Genomic DNA, 14,914 nt, shown 5'->3' with positions numbered 1-14,914 from the left:
CTCGGTGCGCGGGCGACACAGCGCCTCCCTGAGAGGACGTCAGGACGGGGCGTCTGCATGGAGGTTGACGCCTTGGCTATTATCCACGCCGAGAGCGACTCCGTGCAATTTCACGGGAAATTGCGCGCGTCGAGAGGAAGACCGGCACCGCACGCCGCCGGCCCGCACCCGTGGGGCGACAGGCGGTCGGTGTGACGAGACACATGCAAGGAGAGCGCCATGCCGTCAGTTCAGAATGGGGTGCGGGCCAGTTCGCTGGGCGTGGAGTGGATCAAGAGCCGTCACAGCAACGCCGAGGGAAACTGCGTCGAAGTGGCCGCCTTGCCCGACGGGGGGATCGCCGTGCGCAACTCCCGTGACCCGCACGGGCCAGCGCTCGTCTACACGCCGGTCGAGGTGGCCGCCTTCCTCGCGGGAGCGAAGGACGGAGAGTTCGACCACCTGCTGTGACACTCTCACCGCCGACCGCTTCGGCCGAGCCATGCCCGGGCAGACGGCAACAATGCGATAATGCGGACTGCCCATATCTGCCCACGGGGAGTCACGATGCACTCCGAGTCACCGCGCATCTCCCGCCTCGAACCGTATCTGAATCGCACCGAGCCCGCTCCGACGTTGCTGAAGATGCTGGTCGGCGTGCAGCTGGCGGGAATCCGCGAAGACGCCGGCCTGGCGCAGGAGCAGGCCGCCCGTGCCGTGGGGTTCAGCCCCGCGAAACTGTCGCGCATCGAGGCGGGCAAGGGCCGCCGCCCGCCCACCGAGGGCGATGTCCGAGCCCTGCTGGAGCTGTACAAGACAGGGGACTACGAGACGTCGGTGCTGCTGCAGTTGTTGCGGCGGGCCGGGGAGCCGGGATGGTGGCAGCGCTTCGACAAGCGGCTGATGCCGGAGTGGTTCGACCGGCTGGTCGGCCTGCAGGAAGCGGCGCAAGCGATCCGTACGTTCGAAATCCAGTACGTTCCCGGACTGTTGCAGACTCCGGCCTACACCCGCGCCGTGGTGGAGCGTGGCCTGCCCTCGGCGCCCGCCCGCGAGGTGGAGCGCCGCGTCGAACTCCGCACACGGCGCAGCAAGTTGCTGCAGCGCGCCGATGCGCCCGGGCTGTGGGCGATCGTCGACGAGTCGGTGCTGCTGCGCGTCCTGGGCAGCCGCGAGGTGATGCGCGGGCAGCTGGAGCACCTGATCACCATGGCACAGCTGCCTCATGTGACGATCCAGATCGTCCCCTTGGACGTGACGAACGCCTCCGCGCCGGCCATCCCCGTCACCTACCTGCGCTTCGGCGGCCTCGACCTGCCCGACATCGTCTATCTCGAGCACATCAGGAGCGCCACCTTCCTGGAGGATCGCGAAGAGACGGAGGAGTACCGGTTGACTCTGGACCGGCTGGGCGACGAGGCCCTCAACCCCCGCGAGTCGCTGGCCCTCCTGCGCGACACCGTCGAGCGGCGCTACGCGGGGGAATGACCCCCGCGCGCCTCACTACCGGAGCCGGCCCACCCCGCCGAACTCGATCCACTCCTGGGTGAGCTGACGCGGCGCCGCTTCGTTGTCCGGCCGCCAAGTGGACACCTCCACCAGGCCCGGCTCGAGGATGTCCGTCCCCTCGAACCACTCCGCGACGTCCTTCTCCTGCCGCACCCGGCCCCAGTGTCCCTGCGTGGCCTGATCCATGAAATCGGTGACGAACTCCCGCACCTTGGCGTCCTCGCTGACCAGCTGACACATCACCAGACAGCTGCCGGGCACGAGCCGTTCGACCACGCGCCGCACCACCGCCGGCGGCCCGTCACTGTCGCTGTCCGGGATGCAGTGGAACACCGAGTTGAACAGCACCGCCACCGGCTGCGAGAAGTCGATCAGCCGCTGGGTGTCGGGATGGGAGAAAATCGCCTCGGTCTCACGCAGGTCGGCCTGGATGACGGCGGTGCGCTCATTCTGCTCCAGCAGCGCACGGCCGTGCACCAGGACCATCGGGTCGTTGTCGACGTAGACCACACGCGAGGTCGGATCGACCTGCTGTGCCACCTGGTGCACGTTGTTCTGCGTGGGAAGCCCCGATCCGTGGTCGAGGAACTGACGCATGCCGTACTCCCGCGCCAGCGTCCCCACCACCCGCTGCAGGAAACGCCGGTTGTTCAGCGCCAGGGCACGCGTGCTCGGGACCACCTTGTCCAGTTCCTCGCAGGCAGCCCGGTCGACGGCGTAGTTGTCCTTGCCGCCCAGGTAGTAGTCGTACATACGAGCGGCCGTCGGCACCGTCGCATCAATCTTCGTCGACAATTGCTTTCCCGACTCCATCGTCGCCCCCACTCCCGCACCATCCCGGCGCACCAGCATGCAAGGCAATACATCCTAGAGACACCGCAGTTGGCCCAACCACCCGATTGATCAAACCCTGCTGAAACTGCAGCCTCTGCCGCCCCAGGGGTACGTCGGGTAGTCCAGCCAGCCGGTGACTTGCGAGCCCAGAAGGAGGCCGAAACCGGTCCCGGGCGGGCACCCACCTGCGGCCCCACCGCCTACGCCCCCCACGCCAGCGCCGCAACGGGGTGTAACAACGGCTAACACAATTCAGCGGTCGGCCGTCAAAGCCACTTGCCTGCTCGTCAACGAGCAGTTGCTGTCGCCTGGCTTGCACGCCTGCTCGTCAACTGCGCCCAGGAGTAAGACGATTGCCTCACCCAGCAGCATGTAGTGTCCCGTAGCGTGCTGGCTGAACAACGACACCAACTCATCCTGCGGTCCCTGCGTTCCGGCGGCACCGCCTCCGTGGCCGACCTCGCCGAGCAGCTTGACGCCAGCGCGGCAACCATTCGCCGGGACCTCCTCAAACTGGAGGCGGACGGGCTGATCACCCGCGTACACGGCGGAGCAGTCATCGAGGAGAATCAACCGCCCTTCAACGAGGCCGCCGAAGTTCAGGTGGCAGAGAAGGACGCCATTGCCGCCCGAGCAGCCGCAATGATCGAGGACGGTCAGTCGGTCATTCTCGACAGCGGCACAACGGTTCACCGGCTGGCACTTCAACTGCGCGGTCGCCGAATCACTGTGATCACCAATAATCTCGCTGTGTATGAGGAACTCATCGCGGACGAGAACGTCGACCTGATGCTGCTGGGGGGCATGGTCATCCGTGAGTCACGCATGCTGGACGGCTTCATGGCCGAGGACAACCTCCGCCAAGTTCACGCCGACTGGCTCTTCATGGGTGCTTGCGGCCTCCGGCCTGGGGGTCAGGTCATGGACACCACCGTCGCTGAGGTGCCCGCCCGCCGCGCCATGATCGCCGCCAGCGACAAGGTGGTCCTCTTGGCTGACAAGACCAAGTTTCCCGGAACCGGCATGGTGAAGATCTGCGGTCCCGAGGACCTGGACGTGATCATCACCAATGCATCCGATGACGACGCGACCTGCGTAGCCTTGCGGGAAGCCGGTGTAAAGGTCGTGCCGACAGCTTCGGCCATTATCGACGGCTGATTTGTTCACTCCGCGCTCTCCGGCTGCCTCGAAGGCGATCTTCGATCAGTCGAGGAATTCGGCCGAGGACGTGCCGCCTGTGAAGCAGCGGCGTGACAGACCAGTCAAGGGCATGACTGGGCCTCCTTTCCTGCATGTTGGAAAAGTCTGATGACCTGTCTGGTCGCGAACCACAGAAGGACCGCGGCGGCAGCCAATGCGACGACTCCGCAGACCGCGATCGTCGGGTTGACCCAGGCAGGGACCAGGTCCGCGTGCGCGTTGCACATGTCGTGCAGCGGGAAGACCTTGCTGAATTCGGCGGCGTGGGAATGCCGGTACGCCTCGTCGTATCGTTCGTGGTGGACGAAGAGGCAAGTCTTGCGGGTGTCCAGGCCAGTGGCGAACAGGCCTCGGATCCATGCGGGACGCCGACGAAGAGCGCGACGGAGCACAGGCGCGTCCACCACATGGGACGCCACCACGAGCCGTCCCGTACGCCGGTGACGAGGCGGAACAGGCTCCACGTGTTCCACACCAGCCATGCGCCGAGTACGGCGATGACCGTGAGGAGTCCTAGTGCCTTCATGCCATCTTGCCTAGCTCTCTGCTGCGTTCGGCCTCGTCAGCGGGCGCGCGTCGGCGCCGTCGGCGTACTTGGCGATCACGGGCGGCCTCGGCCTGACCCGAGCCCGCGCCGCCGGCCAGTAGCCGTACGTCATGAAGGCTCTTCCTGCTCCGCAAGGTCCTTGATCGCCTCGAGGCGGCGGTCCCACTGGGCAGCTAGGGCGTTCAGCCAGTGGGTCGTACGCTCCAAGGGTTTCACGTGCGCTTGGTAGCGGACTTCCCGTCCTGTGCGGTGGCCGCGGACCAGGCCGGCACGGTCCAGGACGGCCAGATGCTTGGCCACCGCCTGGCGTGTCACCGGGAGGGCTGCGGCGAGCGAGGTGGACGTCGCGCCGCCTTCGCCGACGAGGGCGTTGAGGATCTGGCGGCGGATCGGGTCGGCCATCGCCAACAGGACATCCTCGAGGGCCCGTTCGTCGTCGTGTGTGCCGGTCATGCCTCGGTGTGCTCACACTCTGCGCGCAGCAGGTCGAGTTTGCCGGGCCAGTTCAGGCCGTTCGCGCGCCGACGGTCAGCCGCCTCATCGGTGGGCAGCGCGAGGCGCGCGAAGCCGGTCTCGGTCATCGTCAGCCGGGTGCCTGCGCTTGCCTCGTCCACGGTGAGGGTGAACTCGACGAGCGTGGCGTTGGAGTCCGTCGGTTCTTCGCCTGCGGCGCCCTGCGACCAGCGCCAGGAGAAGGTGTGCGGCGGCTCGACCGTCTCGATTCGGGCAGGGATGGCACCGTGGACGCCGTGGTCGAACAGCAGCAGCCCGCCCGGCCGCAGGTCGATCTTCACGGGTTCCCCGCCGCCGAACCACTCCCCCAGGAAGGCCGGTTCGGTCAGCACCGACCAGACCCGTTCCACGGAAGCGTTGATCACGATGGTGCGTTCGATGGAGTCGGGAATCACGGCAACCTCGTCTCGTCCGGATGCGCTACCAAACGGTTCCACATCCGCCACCGAATGCGCAACCAGATGGTTGCACATATGGAGGTCGAGCCTACCCGGGTCGCCATGCCACAGGCGCCACAGACCGCCAACGGCGTAACCTCGGCGGCGCGTTCGCCGGTGACCAGGTAGACGACCCGGCGCCCGACCGACACCGCGTGGTCGGCGAACCCCTCGTAGGAACGGTGAACCGAGGGCGCTCAGCTTGCCCGGATGCCATCGGCCCTACTCTCCGCGCCAACGGAGGTGAACCGCAGCGTTGGCACTGAAGTGACCCAGAACCACTTTCCAGAGGCCACGACACGAGGGCCTCAGAGAGGCGTCTTCTTGTCCCCTTCGTCAATCTACGGTCAGGTGTTGTCACATACGGGGCTCAGGTGTGACCGGCAGGTATGCGGACGCGGTCCTGTGGGATTCCGGGGGCGGAGACAACGAAATCGTTTCGTGCCGCTTTCATTCCTACGGCTGCTTCCGGTATGACCACGCCGAGCAGGAGCAACAGTGGCAGGGTCCAGCCGTCGCTTGCGCCGTGGAGGAGACCGATCGTCAGCGGCCCGGCGCCTGCGAGGAGGTATCCGCTGGTCTGGGCCATGCCCGACAGTTGTGCGGCTGTCTGCGGATCCGGGGAGCGCAGGGTGAGCAGGGTGATGGCCAGGGGGAAGGCGCTGCCGGTGGCGAGGCCGAGCAGGATCACCCACAGCCATGGGGTCTGCGGGGCGAGGAGGATGCCGGTGAGCGCGATGATTTTCAGGATGGCGATGGTGATGACCAGGGGTTTTTGGTCTTCTAGACGTGCGGCGACGACGGGGATGAGGTAGCCCATGGGGATACCGATGAGCAGCATCACCGACATCATCGTTCCGGCCTGTGCGGGGTGCACGCCGGTGTTCTGCATGATTTCGGGCAGCCAGGACACCAGGACGTAGAACGTCAGCGACACCAGGCCGAGGAAGGCGGCGACGGCCCAGGCCAGCGGGTTGCGGCTGACGGTGGGGCCGTGGGTGCGCTGGGGGCGTTTACGGCGTTTCCCCTCTCCGGGACGTGCGAGGGGTCCCCACAGGATGGTTCCGGCGGCTGAGGGGATGGCCCATACGGCGAGGGCGATACGCCATCCTGCGGCGCGGTCGACGGGGACGGCGAGGCCGGCGGCAGTGGCGCCGGACGCGGCCATGAGGGTCATGGCGAGTCCGGTGAGGGAACCGACGCGGTGGGCGAAGTGCTGTTTGACGACTGCGGGGAGCAGGACGTTTCCGATGGCGATGCCGGCTCCGGCCAGCACGGTTCCGGCGAACAGGGCCGTCGCGGAGGGGATCGTGCGCAGGAGGATTCCGGTGGTGATGAGGGCGAGGGCGAGGGTGATGGCGCCTTCGGTGCCGATGCGGCGGCTGAGGGGTGGGGCGAGGGCGGCGAAGATGCCGAGGCACAGGACCGGGAGTGTGGTCAGCAGGCTGGTGGTGAAGGCGCCCAGATGGAAGGTGTGTTGGAGGTCGGTGAGCAGGGGTGCGATGCAGGTGATCGCGGCGCGTAGGTTGACGGTCAGGAGTATGAGTCCGGCCAGTGCCCAGATGCGGGCGGCGCGAAGTGTGGGCGACGTGCGCATGAAGTTTTTCCCCGTTGACATGGCAGCGGCTCCCCCTTGAGTCGGTAGGGGGAGCCGCTGGTGTTGCGGGCCGCCAGGGGTGTCCCCGCGGCGCGGGTGTGTCAGGCGTTGATGAGGGCCTGCTTCGCCTTCGTCTTGGTGTGGAAGGGACAGGCGTTGAGGGCTGCCGCGTTCGCGGTTGCGTTCGTGTCGCCGAGGAGGGTGAGGATTTCCTGGCTGAGCAGGTCGGGCTTGCCCTTGAGGGCGTCGGCCAGCTGCTGGTCCTTGGAAAACACCATTTCGGCGGCGATGTTGTCCATCACGATGCGGGCGAGGTTGTCGAGTGCGACATGGACCGCATTGGGGATGGAAGGCGCCTCGCAGACGAGGTCGATCAGGTGGCTGTCGACCATGCCCTTGTCCATCAGATGCTTGATGATGATCGAGTTCTGGTTCAGCTCGGACGTCGTCCACATCGACAGGACGACCACGTACAACTCGTGCCAGGCGTCCGCGCCGACCTTGTCCTTCCAGCGGCCGAACAGGTCCTTGACGGCTTCGATCTGGACTTTCGCGGCCCAGTACATGTTCGTTTTGATGTCGTCGGCGATCTTCCCGGTGAACTTCTGGAAGCCGGGCATGTCGAAGGTACGGCGACGAGTGATCTCGTTGATGTAGGTCAGGCCGGCATCGAGGATGTGAGCGCAGGACGTTTTCAGGTCGGCGGGGAGGTCGGCGTCCTCCAGTGTGCGCCGTGCGGCGTCGACGTCGGTGCCGAATGCCTGGAGCGGGGTGATCCAGTCCGTGTTCGAGGGTCCGGCGTAGGCGACCAGTTGGAGGTCGCGGGCGTCCATGTCGGTCTGTCCCGCCGGGACCTTGGGGTCCAGGGACGGTGCGATGACGGAGAAGATGCCGAGCGGCACGTGGGCGATGGATTTCGCCAGCTGGAAAATCTGCGAGATCGGCTCTTCGATGAACTGCTGGCCCTGGTGGACCAGGGTGTATTTACCGCCCTGCATGCCGTTTTCCACGACGATGACCGGACCGAGTTTCTGAAGGACGTTGGCCCGCAGCTTGTCGTAATTGGTGCGCATGTCGGTGTCGACCTGGAGGATGTTTTTCCTCGCGGTCGTCGTGTCGGCGACTGTGTCTCCGTTTCCGGTGGGAGTGGCCGCGTCGGCGGCCGTGGCGACTGCCGCCTGTGAGGCGGTGCCGGTCAGGAGAGTGGCGGCCGCGGCGGTGCCTGTAGCGCCGATGAAGTTTCTACGCGTGGTCACGTGCTGTTTCCCCCAGCTGCGATTTTTACGTCTCTGACCGGGCATTCCGCCGAGGTCAGAGATGACGGGTTTTTGTCGCGCCCGACGAAAAAAGACGCTACTGCCCCCAACTGGCTGGAAAATAGGAGTTGATGACACAGGGATCACACATCGGTGCTATGCGAACATATAAACCGGATGGAATGGTTTCGGATGCATGACCAAAAGAAGGGGCGCCCGAGCTGAAGCCCGGACGCCCTGCGTCGTGCAGGAAGGTGTCTTACGACAGGTCGGAGACCGAGGAAACCACCACCCCGTAGAGTTCCGTGATCGTCGCCAGGGCGCTGTCGTGGATCTGGTGCGCAGGGAGGGCGGTGCCGCCGCCCCTGACGTGTGTGGACAGGGCGCGGGTGCCGCAGGCGTTGGCGACGACCGTCGGGTGCAGCCCTTCCAGGAAGGCGCCCTGGGCGGTGAACAGGATGCACATGTTGGTCATGAACCCGGCCAGGATGACGTTCTTGCGGCCGGTCTTCTCGATCTGCTGGGCCAGGTCGGTGTTGTGGAAGGCATTGGGGGCGGACTTGATGACGCGGCCCTCGCCGTCCACGGGGGCGACGTCAGCGATGATCTTCCCGCCTTCGGACTCCACGTCGTAGCCCTGGTCCTGAACGTGAATGACGGGGGTGCCGGCCTCGCGGGCGGCAGCGAGGAGCTTCTTGCCCTCGGCGACGGCCTCGGCGTGACCGTCCAGCTCCATGACGCCACCGGTGTAGGTGTTCTGGAAGTCGACCAGGACCACTACGGAGTCGGTCAGGGAGGCGGGAGTCTCGTCGAAGCCGTTGAGTTCGCGCAGGGTCGTCGTAGCCACGGGGAAAACCACCTTCGTAGTTCGGGCCGGATGTCGTGCCATGAGGCGGGGTGATCGCCCCGCGTCGCAGCCGGGCCACCTCATGACGTTTACGACGCTAACACATCTCGTAAGCGATGTTAACTTCCGGCTGAGGTTTTCCGGTGCCCACGGCATAGGGCTCCCAGCTCACGCGTGTAAGCGGAACTAGCACTTACTGTTAACATGTCTTCATGACGACGGCCCGAGAGCGCATCCTGGAAGCGACCGCGCAGCTACTCGCCGAGAGTGACGCGCTGGCCATCTCCACACGCGCCATCTGCGAGCGCGCCAAGGTGGGCGGCCCGGAGATCTACCGCCAGTTCGGGGACAAGCAGGGACTGCTCGCGGCGGTGGCCGATGTCGGCTTCGAACGGTTCCTGGCCAACAAGAGACGGAATCCTCTTACGGCCGACCCCGTCGCGGACTTGCGTACGGCATGGGACAGTCACGTCGCGTTCGCCCTGGCCAACCCGCACCTGTACCGGCTGATGTTCACACCCAGCGGCGAACCCAAGCCGCAGGCGGTCAAGGAGGCCCAGGGCCTCCTTCTCGAAGCCCTGAAGCGCTGCGGTGACGCCGGGAGACTGCGTCTGGCACCCGAACTGGCCGGACAGTCGATTCTGGCCGCCAACGTCGGTGTGTGCCTGATGATGCTGTCCTTCCCCGAGCTGTTCGGGAGTCTGGACATCTCGCAGGCGGTGCGCGACGCCGTGATCGCAAAGGTCACCGGCGACGAACAGGAAGACACTCGGATCAGCGCCGCGACCGTTCTGGCCCGCGCACTGGCAGGAACCCTCACCGGCACCGCGCCCGTGGACAGCGCCACCATCGAGCAGGTGGCCCGCGCCCTCGCCACCTGAAGCCAGCAACACGCAATACGAAGCCACCGCCGACTCTTGGACGACGCTGTGGGCAGCCTAACTCTTGAGCAGGCGGGGGCTTCTTGCGAGTCAGGCACGGCAACGCAGCGTGTCGAACGGCGGGTTGGCCTCGAAGTCCGCCCCAGAAGGCATTCCGGCTCGGTTCCCCGCAGCAGCGTCGAACCAGTCCTCGGTCCGCTCCCCCACATGCCGCTCCAACACGGCAAGGATCAGCCGAGCGTCGTCACACTGTTGCCGATCTTGTACGCGGCGGGCGAGGCCTTCAGCGCATCGAGCACGGGCTCGTACCGCTCCAGCCCGGCCACCCACCGCCAGCCCGCGATCGCCGCCGTCCGGGCCGCGTCGAACGCGGCCTCGGCCCGCTCCAGTTCATCGGGCGGAACATGAGCTGCACGCTGGCGAAGTCGCGGGTCACCTCCCCCAGGGAGCTGACGTCCGCCTTTCAGCAGATCCAGCGTCTTGTCGTCCAGGCCCGCGTACGGGCGCCACTCCACGTTCTCCAGCCCGCCGTACAGCTTTGGCCCCGCGCCACTGAACATGAGCTCGTGATGTCGGCCCAGCGGGGCCGAGCCAAACAGTGGCGCGGCCATGTCCCCTCAGCCCGGCTGGCCGTGGGAGCCCGCCTCGAGAGTCGCGCGAAGGGTGGCCAGGGTTGCGGCGATGCGGGTCAGTTCGCCAGGGGGAATGGCCGCGGTCAGGGAGGCGAGTTCGCTTTCGACGATGGGGCGGGAAGCGGCCAACTGCTTCTTACCCTCCGGTGTGAGGCGGAGGACGGACGAGCGACGGTCCTGGGGGTGCGCGACCCGCTCGCACCAGCCCGCGGCCACCAGCCGGTCGACCGCCTTGCTGACGGCCCCCACGGTGATCGCCACTTCGCCCACTATGTCGAGCACGCGGCACCCCGGCACGCGGTCGATGATCTCCAGGAACTCGAACTGCCCCAGGCCCAGCCCTTGTTCGGCGCGCAGCCGGGCGCCCACCGCGTTGTAGAGCCGGGTCTCGACGCGGACGAGGTCGGTGAAGATCGGGGTGACGTGGCTCACAAAAACCTCCAGTAGATTCCTGGGAATCATCTTCCTTGGAATCCGGTTGGACTCAGGCAAGTGGATTCCCAGGAATCCATCCTTGCACCCCGACCAGGAGGCCCGGCATGTCCCGACAGCAGCGCGACGCCCTGGACGCCATGCTCCGTTCCGCCCCTCGCAGCGAGGAGCGGCCCACTCTCGAGCAGCAGCGCAGCGGTTTCACCGCAGCTCTCACCCGCCCCGCGCCGGAGGGCGTGGCCACCCGCAGGACCGTCCTGGGCGGGCAGCCGACCCTGGAGCTGGAGCCGGCCAAGGTCTCCGGCGGCGGCCGGCTGCTCTACCTGCACGGCGGCGGATACGTCGTCGGCTCACCCGACACCCATGCAGGGCTGGTCGGCGAACTGGCCCGCCGCGCCGGGCTTCGAGCGCTGTCGGTGGATTACCGGCTGGCGCCCGAGCACCCCTTCCCCGCGGCCGTCGACGACGGGCTCGCTGCCTATCGCGAGCTGCTGGCGGCGGGTACCGACCCACGCGACCTCGTCATAGCCGGTGACTCCGCCGGCGGCGGTTTGAGCATCGCCACGCTGCTCGCGGCCCGGGAGGCCGGGCTGCCGCAACCAGCCGCCGTGGTCGTCTTCTCCCCCTGGGTCGACCTCACCCTCGCCGGAGCAAGCATCCGCTCCAAGGAGGGCGCCGACCCCATTTTCACCGGGGACGACCTGCGCGCCTACGCCGATCTCTACGTCGGCGCGGGCGACCGGGCGCACCCCTTGGCCAGCCCGGTGTTCGCCGACCTCACGGGACTGCCCCCACTACTCGTGCAGGTCGGGGCAAACGAGGTGCTGCTCGACGACGCGGTCCGGCTGGCCGGCCGCGCGGGCGCCGACGACGTCGAGGTCACGCTCGAAGTCGGGCCCGGCCTCCCTCACGTCTTCCAGCACCACTACGGCCGCCTCGACGAGGCGACCGCGGCACTCGACCGCGCCGCCCGCTTCATCACCGCCCACCTGAGCACCGGGCAGCCGGGCGCCGACCGTCTCGAACCGGTCCACTGAAGCCGGCCTCGCGGCCTCCACGTGATTTCCGGTGGTGGCGAGCGCGGTCGCCCATCTCAAGAAGGCCGGGTAAACACCTGCCCGCGCGGGTCGGTGACGGGCTCCAAGGGCGAACAGCCGATTGCGACGCCGTCGTCGCCACCGGCGGGGTGCGCTCCATCCCCCGGTCACCACCTTTCACACCCGTAGCCCGACCGCTATTTCAGGGTGGTCAGTGCCGTCCCTTGATACGTGGCTCCGGCGTTCCAGAGCAGGAAGGAGTTCATGCCGTCCCCGGCCGCCGCTCTGATCTGGTCGGCGACTTCGGTGGGGCCGTAGTGGACGCCCAGGGAGAAGTCCTGGAGCCAGGGGACGACCGTGGCTCTGGTGCCCTTGACCTGCTTGGCGAAGTCGGCCAGTGACCGGTTGACGATCTCGTACGGGCTGGCGTTCGGACTGGCGATCCCGTACTCACCGGCGGCCCAGTGCGAGGGGTAGACCATGGGGGCGATGTAGTCGGCGTGTCGGGCGATGGCGGGGATGTCCTGGGCGATCTCGGTGGGCCGGGTGGCGGCGATGCCGAAGACCGAGACCCCGAGGTATTTGCCCTCGGGCTGGATGCGGCGCTGGGTGTCGGCGACGAACTCGGCGATGGACTCTTCGGGGGTCTGGTCGCCCAGGCCGGGGAAGCGCAGTGTGGACAGCTTCCCGTCGGGGCGGCGCACGTAGTCGTACAGGATGTCGTCGAAGCCCAGCTTCGCCGCTTCGGTGGCCAGGGCGATGTTGTACTGGCGGACCTCGGGGTCGGCGAAGTTGGTGAACGAGAGCGTGCCGTAGTGGCCGCCGTCGTACGGGCTGCCGTCAGGGGCCTGGACCAGGCGGTCGTCCTTGCCCTGGCGGTAGGACGCCTGGGCAAGGATGGGATCGCGGAAGGCGACGATGCGGCCGATGACACGGGCTCCCATCCCGTGCAGGGTGTCGATCACCTTGCGTGCGTCGTAGCGGTCCTTCACGGCGCCGATCTCGCGGGCCAGCGGCACGGAGGAGTCGTAACCGACCTCGCCGTTTTCGTCCTTGATGTCGAGCTCGACGGCGTTGAGCTTCTTGTCCTTGACGAGCTGGAGAACCGGATTGCGGACCTCGGACGAGGACCAGCCGATGGCCGTCAGGTGCGCGGCCCGGGTGAGGGGATAGGGCGCGACCGCGTTCACGTGCTCGCGGGCGACGTTGCCGGCCTCGTCCCTGGCCGCCACCTCGATACGGGCGGGGGGCTTTTCGAACCGGCGGGAGAAGGTTCCGTCGTCTCCGACGGGCACGGGCGCACCGGCTATGGAGACCTTCACCTGGCCGGCGTCCTCGACCCGGCCGCGTACCGTCACCGGTGCGCCGGGCCCGGTGGCCCGGACAGGTGACAGCCGCAGTTTCGGGGCGGTGGTGTCCACGACGAACGTCCGGGACATGTCGTCCAGGAACGGCAGGCCACTGCGGGATGTGACGGTCAGTTCGTGCTTCCCCTCGGCGAACGACGGGATGTCGAGTATGAGGCGGCCGTCGGATTGGTGGGTGTGCACCGGATTGCCGTCGAGCCGCACCTCCAGCTCGGCCAGGTCGGCCCCTTCCTCGGCTGTGACGGCAAGGCGCGGGTTGCGGACGTCGGCTCGACCCAACACGTCCTTGCTGCTGAGCCCTTCGAACCGGATCCGGCTCGAGGAGGCCTGTATCGCGAAGGCCCCGACCGCCGCGCAGACCGGGACCAGCAGGGAAATGGCTATGACCGTGAATCGCGTTCGGAGTCGTTTTCCGCCCATGTTCACTCTGCCGTTCTCGAAAAAGGGTTCCTTGCGATATGGCATAGCCGCCACGCCGTCCACCCAAGAGGTTCCGGGCGGGTAATCATGCATTCGGCCTATCGTGCCGCGGTGTGCACCACGCTGTTGCCCGAGGCTTGGAGGCGACGGGAAGCATCTCGTTCACTCCGGAGGCATCATGCGTCAAACCCACCGAAGCGGCACCGCGGTCGTCGTCGCATCGGTCATCCTGCTGGCCACGGCCTGCTCGGCAGCTCAATCCCCGCCGGAAAGGCGCCAGGACGGGCCGTCAGTACGGGCGCGCGAGGCCGGCGCGCAAGCAGCGGTTGCCGACCCGGCGACGGTGCAGGCCGACGAGCTCGGTGCGGTCCCGGTGCTGATGTACCACCAACTGGTTGCCGAGCCCAGGAGTGTGTATGACCGCACGCCGCAGGATTTCCGCGCCGAGCTGGAACGGCTGGCACGGGAGAGATACGTACCTGTCACCGCGCGGGAGTTCAGCAGTGGGAAGATCGACATTCCCGCCGGCACCCACCCCGTGGTGCTGACTTTCGACGACTCGACAGTCACCCAGTTCCGTCTTGACGCTGATGGCCGGCCCGCGTCCGACACCGCGGTGGGCATTCTGCTGGACGTCGCCCGGAAGCACTCCGGATTCCGCCCCGTGGCCACCTTCTTCGTCAACGCCGACCCGTTCAGCGAGCCTGGCGGCCGAAAGTCCTTGGACTGGCTCGTCAAACACGAATTCGAGGTCGGCAACCACACCCTGCGGCACACCACCCTTGGGACGGTGGACGACGACACCGCCCAGAAGGCCATCGCCGACAACCAGAGGGCGATCACGCAAGCCGTGCCCGGCTTGTCCGTGGTGTCGATGGCGCTTCCCAACGGTTCGATGCCCCACTCCCGGCAACTGGCGCTGCAGGGAACCGCCGACGGTGTGCGCTACGAGCATCAGGGCGTCTACCTGGTGGGAGCCGACCCCGCCCCTTCCCCCTTCTCGACCGCCTTCGACCCGGGCGCCATCCCGCGGATCCGCTCCCAGGACGCGACCGGCCCAGAAGCCCAGTTCACCTCGACGGTCTGGCTGGACAAGCTCCGTGACGGGACGGTCAAGCGGTACACCTCGGACGGAGACCCGAAGAAGATCAGCTTCCCCAGGTCCGAGGCGACCCGCCTCGCCCCGGCGCACCGGCAGGCCGCCCGGCCGTACTGAACGGGGAAAACGGGATCCGGACTTCAATGATCAAGAGGGCGGCAGTACGAAGACATCGCGGTTACGGCGCAGAGACACAAGCGCGGCTTTCGGCGGCTGCGCGAGCCACCCTCAGGCGAGGGAGGCACCCGGACACTTCCTGGAGGCACGCGACGCCGGCCTCCCCGTCGATGTGGTGTGGCCGCACCGTGCCGCACTCACCGAATGACC

Annotated in this window: 15 protein-coding genes and 1 pseudogene; 6 read left to right on the top strand and 10 right to left on the bottom strand. The window is 67.1% G+C overall.

Annotated features, from left to right (window positions below; translation table 11 throughout):
• Positions 1 to 219: 219 nt before the first annotated feature.
• Complete coding sequence (locus ABT254_RS19805) at positions 220 to 450, top strand: DUF397 domain-containing protein (protein WP_351471482.1); 231 nt, start codon at positions 220 to 222, stop codon at positions 448 to 450.
• A 96-nt stretch (positions 451 to 546) separates the two neighbouring features.
• Positions 547 to 1,467: a helix-turn-helix domain-containing protein gene (locus ABT254_RS19800; RefSeq protein WP_351471479.1), complete on the top strand. Its 921-nt coding sequence runs from the start codon at positions 547 to 549 to the stop codon at positions 1,465 to 1,467.
• 15 nt (positions 1,468 to 1,482) lie between these two features.
• Here ABT254_RS19800 and ABT254_RS19795 read toward each other — a convergent pair whose 3' ends face one another.
• On the bottom strand, positions 1,483 to 2,301 hold the full coding sequence (locus tag ABT254_RS19795) for an SAM-dependent methyltransferase (protein ID WP_351471476.1): 819 nt from the start codon (positions 2,299 to 2,301) through the stop codon (positions 1,483 to 1,485).
• Positions 2,302 to 2,709: 408 nt separating this feature from the next.
• Here ABT254_RS19795 and ABT254_RS19790 point away from each other — a divergent pair, with 408 nt between their 5' ends.
• A complete protein-coding gene (locus ABT254_RS19790) occupies positions 2,710 to 3,480 on the top strand; it encodes a DeoR/GlpR family DNA-binding transcription regulator (protein WP_351471473.1) in 771 nt (256 codons plus the stop codon).
• Positions 3,481 to 4,177: 697 nt separating this feature from the next.
• On the opposite strand, the gene ABT254_RS19785 is transcribed toward ABT254_RS19790, so the two are convergent.
• The 6 genes and pseudogenes from ABT254_RS19785 to ABT254_RS19760 all read right to left on the bottom strand — a co-directional run bounded on the left by ABT254_RS19785 (position 4,178) and on the right by ABT254_RS19760 (position 8,719).
• A complete protein-coding gene (locus ABT254_RS19785) occupies positions 4,178 to 4,522 on the bottom strand; it encodes an ArsR/SmtB family transcription factor (protein WP_351471470.1) in 345 nt (114 codons plus the stop codon).
• Positions 4,519 to 5,055 carry an SRPBCC domain-containing protein gene (locus ABT254_RS19780; RefSeq protein WP_351471467.1) on the bottom strand — a complete coding sequence of 179 codons (537 nt, stop codon included), beginning with the start codon at positions 5,053 to 5,055 and terminating at the stop codon, positions 4,519 to 4,521. The genes ABT254_RS19785 and ABT254_RS19780 overlap by 4 nt, the downstream gene beginning before the upstream one ends.
• Positions 4,974 to 5,201 (bottom strand): annotated as a pseudogene (locus ABT254_RS19775) (hypothetical protein); the annotation flags it as partial. The gene ABT254_RS19780 and the pseudogene ABT254_RS19775, both read right to left, overlap by 82 nt.
• Positions 5,202 to 5,389: 188 nt before the next feature.
• The gene (locus ABT254_RS19770) at positions 5,390 to 6,616 is read right to left on the bottom strand and encodes a CynX/NimT family MFS transporter (RefSeq protein ID WP_351471464.1); all 1,227 of its coding nucleotides are present in this window, start codon (positions 6,614 to 6,616) and stop codon (positions 5,390 to 5,392) included.
• Between the two features lie 101 nt (positions 6,617 to 6,717).
• Complete coding sequence (locus tag ABT254_RS19765) at positions 6,718 to 7,872, bottom strand: hypothetical protein (protein WP_351471461.1); 1,155 nt, start codon at positions 7,870 to 7,872, stop codon at positions 6,718 to 6,720.
• Between the two features lie 259 nt (positions 7,873 to 8,131).
• Complete coding sequence (locus tag ABT254_RS19760) at positions 8,132 to 8,719, bottom strand: isochorismatase family protein (protein ID WP_351471458.1); 588 nt, start codon at positions 8,717 to 8,719, stop codon at positions 8,132 to 8,134.
• Between the two features lie 212 nt (positions 8,720 to 8,931).
• Here ABT254_RS19760 and ABT254_RS19755 point away from each other — a divergent pair, with 212 nt between their 5' ends.
• A complete protein-coding gene (locus ABT254_RS19755; RefSeq protein ID WP_351471456.1) occupies positions 8,932 to 9,600 on the top strand; it encodes a TetR/AcrR family transcriptional regulator in 669 nt (222 codons plus the stop codon).
• A 230-nt stretch (positions 9,601 to 9,830) separates the two neighbouring features.
• Here the strand turns inward: ABT254_RS19755 and ABT254_RS19750 are convergent, their stop codons facing one another.
• Together ABT254_RS19750 and ABT254_RS19745 are read right to left on the bottom strand one after the other, a co-directional pair.
• Positions 9,831 to 10,211, bottom strand: coding sequence for a hypothetical protein (locus ABT254_RS19750; protein ID WP_351471453.1), 381 nt, complete (start codon positions 10,209 to 10,211; stop codon positions 9,831 to 9,833).
• Positions 10,212 to 10,217: 6 nt separating this feature from the next.
• A complete protein-coding gene (locus ABT254_RS19745) occupies positions 10,218 to 10,664 on the bottom strand; it encodes a MarR family winged helix-turn-helix transcriptional regulator (RefSeq protein WP_351471450.1) in 447 nt (148 codons plus the stop codon).
• A gap of 107 nt (positions 10,665 to 10,771) precedes the next feature.
• On the opposite strand from ABT254_RS19745, the gene ABT254_RS19740 reads away from it, so the two are divergent.
• Positions 10,772 to 11,701 (top strand): alpha/beta hydrolase, encoded by a 930-nt coding sequence (locus ABT254_RS19740; protein ID WP_351471447.1) that lies wholly within the window; start codon positions 10,772 to 10,774, stop codon positions 11,699 to 11,701.
• A 197-nt stretch (positions 11,702 to 11,898) separates the two neighbouring features.
• Here the strand turns inward: ABT254_RS19740 and ABT254_RS19735 are convergent, their stop codons facing one another.
• Positions 11,899 to 13,350: a putative glycoside hydrolase gene (locus ABT254_RS19735; protein WP_351471444.1), complete on the bottom strand. Its 1,452-nt coding sequence runs from the start codon at positions 13,348 to 13,350 to the stop codon at positions 11,899 to 11,901.
• Positions 13,351 to 13,666: 316 nt separating this feature from the next.
• Here ABT254_RS19735 and ABT254_RS19730 point away from each other — a divergent pair, with 316 nt between their 5' ends.
• Complete coding sequence (locus ABT254_RS19730) at positions 13,667 to 14,704, top strand: polysaccharide deacetylase family protein (RefSeq protein ID WP_351471441.1); 1,038 nt, start codon at positions 13,667 to 13,669, stop codon at positions 14,702 to 14,704.
• Positions 14,705 to 14,914 lie beyond the last annotated feature (210 nt).

The sequence above is a fragment of the Streptomyces sp. NPDC001137 genome (assembly GCF_040298885.1).
In the GTDB taxonomy this organism is placed as follows: Bacteria; Actinomycetota; Actinomycetes; order Streptomycetales; family Streptomycetaceae; genus Streptomyces.
The sequence above is the reverse complement of the archived record's forward strand: the minus strand, read 5'-3'. Positions and strand labels throughout refer to the sequence as shown.

What these genes read in the sequence shown, in the direction of transcription:
- ABT254_RS19750 (WP_351471453.1), bottom strand. Translation starts at nt 10,211, where the DNA reads ATGGCCGCGCCACTGTTTGGCTCGGCCCCGCTGGGCCGACATCACGAG.
- ABT254_RS19740 (WP_351471447.1), top strand. Translation starts at nt 10,772, where the DNA reads ATGTCCCGACAGCAGCGCGACGCCCTGGACGCCATGCTCCGTTCCGCC.
- ABT254_RS19785 (WP_351471470.1), bottom strand. Translation starts at nt 4,522, where the DNA reads ATGACCGGCACACACGACGACGAACGGGCCCTCGAGGATGTCCTGTTG.
- ABT254_RS19805 (WP_351471482.1), top strand. Translation starts at nt 220, where the DNA reads ATGCCGTCAGTTCAGAATGGGGTGCGGGCCAGTTCGCTGGGCGTGGAG.
- ABT254_RS19770 (WP_351471464.1), bottom strand. Translation starts at nt 6,616, where the DNA reads ATGCGCACGTCGCCCACACTTCGCGCCGCCCGCATCTGGGCACTGGCC.
- ABT254_RS19755 (WP_351471456.1), top strand. Translation starts at nt 8,932, where the DNA reads ATGACGACGGCCCGAGAGCGCATCCTGGAAGCGACCGCGCAGCTACTC.
- ABT254_RS19795 (WP_351471476.1), bottom strand. Translation starts at nt 2,301, where the DNA reads ATGGAGTCGGGAAAGCAATTGTCGACGAAGATTGATGCGACGGTGCCG.
- ABT254_RS19730 (WP_351471441.1), top strand. Translation starts at nt 13,667, where the DNA reads ATGCGTCAAACCCACCGAAGCGGCACCGCGGTCGTCGTCGCATCGGTC.
- ABT254_RS19780 (WP_351471467.1), bottom strand. Translation starts at nt 5,055, where the DNA reads ATGTGCAACCATCTGGTTGCGCATTCGGTGGCGGATGTGGAACCGTTT.
- ABT254_RS19800 (WP_351471479.1), top strand. Translation starts at nt 547, where the DNA reads ATGCACTCCGAGTCACCGCGCATCTCCCGCCTCGAACCGTATCTGAAT.